Raw genomic sequence first — 352 nt, forward strand, 5'->3', positions numbered from 1 at the left:
AGAGTGTCGCCCTGACCGATTTGAGGAGCCGCGATGAACAAGCTGAAGAGTCTGGACGGGCTATTCGCCGGCCGTCATTTTGACCGTGAGGTGATCATTCTTTGTGTGCGCTGGTATCTGCGCTACAGACTCAGCCTGCGCGATCTCGTCGAGATGATGGCTGAGCGAGGGTTGTCGCTGGCTCACACGACGATTCTGCGTTGGGTGCGCCGCTATACGCCCGATTTCGTCAAGCGCTGGAATCATTTTGCCACGTCTGCGGGACGGTCGTGGAGGGTTGACGAGACGTACCTGAAGATCCGGGGCAAATGGGTTTATCTATATCGGGCGGTGGATCGGGACGGCCAGACGG

The 352-nt window shown here is 58.2% G+C and carries 1 protein-coding gene; it reads left to right on the forward strand.

Annotation, left to right across the window (positions count from 1 at the left end; all coding sequences use genetic code 11):
• Nucleotides 1-33: 33 nt before the first annotated feature.
• On the forward strand, nt 34-352 hold a 319-nt coding region (locus tag AB4Y34_RS42125; RefSeq protein WP_368719340.1), incomplete at its 3' end, for an IS6 family transposase.

The organism is Paraburkholderia sp. BR10954 (assembly GCF_040965775.1).
GTDB classification, from domain to species: Bacteria; Pseudomonadota; Gammaproteobacteria; order Burkholderiales; family Burkholderiaceae; genus Paraburkholderia; species Paraburkholderia youngii.